The organism is Micromonospora maritima (assembly GCF_902825405.1).
Lineage (GTDB): Bacteria > Actinomycetota > Actinomycetes > Mycobacteriales > Micromonosporaceae > Micromonospora > Micromonospora maritima.
This window is the reverse complement of sequence record NZ_CADEAU010000937.1, coordinates 1-847: the sequence shown is the minus strand read 5'-3', so window position 1 is coordinate 847 and position 847 is coordinate 1. Positions and strand designations below refer to the sequence as shown.

Genomic DNA, 847 nt, shown 5'->3' with positions numbered 1-847 from the left:
GGCTCACCGCGTCGGTGGCGCGCCGGTCCGCCGAGGCGCTGCTGCCCGCGTACCACTCGACCGGCGGGCGCGACGGCCTGGTCGTCGTCGAGGTCGACCCACGGCTGGCCGACGACGTCGACGCCGCGGTGGCCGAGGCCCGCCGCGTGGTCGACCTGGTCGACCGGCCGAACGTGGTGGTCCGGGTGTTCGCCGCCGAGGCGGCCCGGGAGCTGCTGGCCGACGGGTTCGGCGTCGAGGTGGCGCTGGTTTCCGCACCGGAGTCGATGCGCGCGGCGCTGGACGCCGTCCGCGCAGGGCTGGACGCGGCCGAGGGATTCCCGCCGGCGCTGGTGTCGGTGCCGGTGAGCGACGTGGACACCGAGGTCGACAAGCGGTTGTGGGCGATCGGCACCGACGACTCGGCCCGGCTGCGCGGCACGGCCGCCCTGGCCAACGCGCGGATGACGTACGCGGCCTACGAGAACGCGCTGCGCGCCCCGGCCTGGGGCCGGCTGACCGCCTCGGGCGCGCCGAAGCCCCGGCTGGTGTGGACCGCCACGCAGGTGCGTGACCCCTACTACCTGGAGACCCGCTACGTCGACGAGCTGGTCGTCTCCGGCGCGGCCACCGTGCTCTCCCCCGCCACGTGGCGGGCCGTCGTCGAGTACGGCGAGCCGCGCGGCGACACGGTGCACGGCACGTACGAGGAGGCCCGGCAGGCGCTGGACCGGCTCACCGACATCGGCGTGGACCTGCCCGACGTGCACCGGGTGGTCCGGGAGCGGTCGGTGGCCCGGTCGGTGGCCGGCTGGCAGCGGGTCCGCGACGCGGTGGCCGCCGCGCGCCGGCAGCCGGTGGGCTGAGC

Annotated in this window: 1 protein-coding gene; it reads left to right on the top strand. The window is 77.1% G+C overall.

Features of this window, described 5'->3' with window-relative positions:
* Positions 1–845: transaldolase family protein (locus tag HUW36_RS33660; protein WP_174531678.1), on the top strand; the 845-nt coding region annotated here is incomplete at its 5' end.
* Positions 846–847 lie beyond the last annotated feature (2 nt).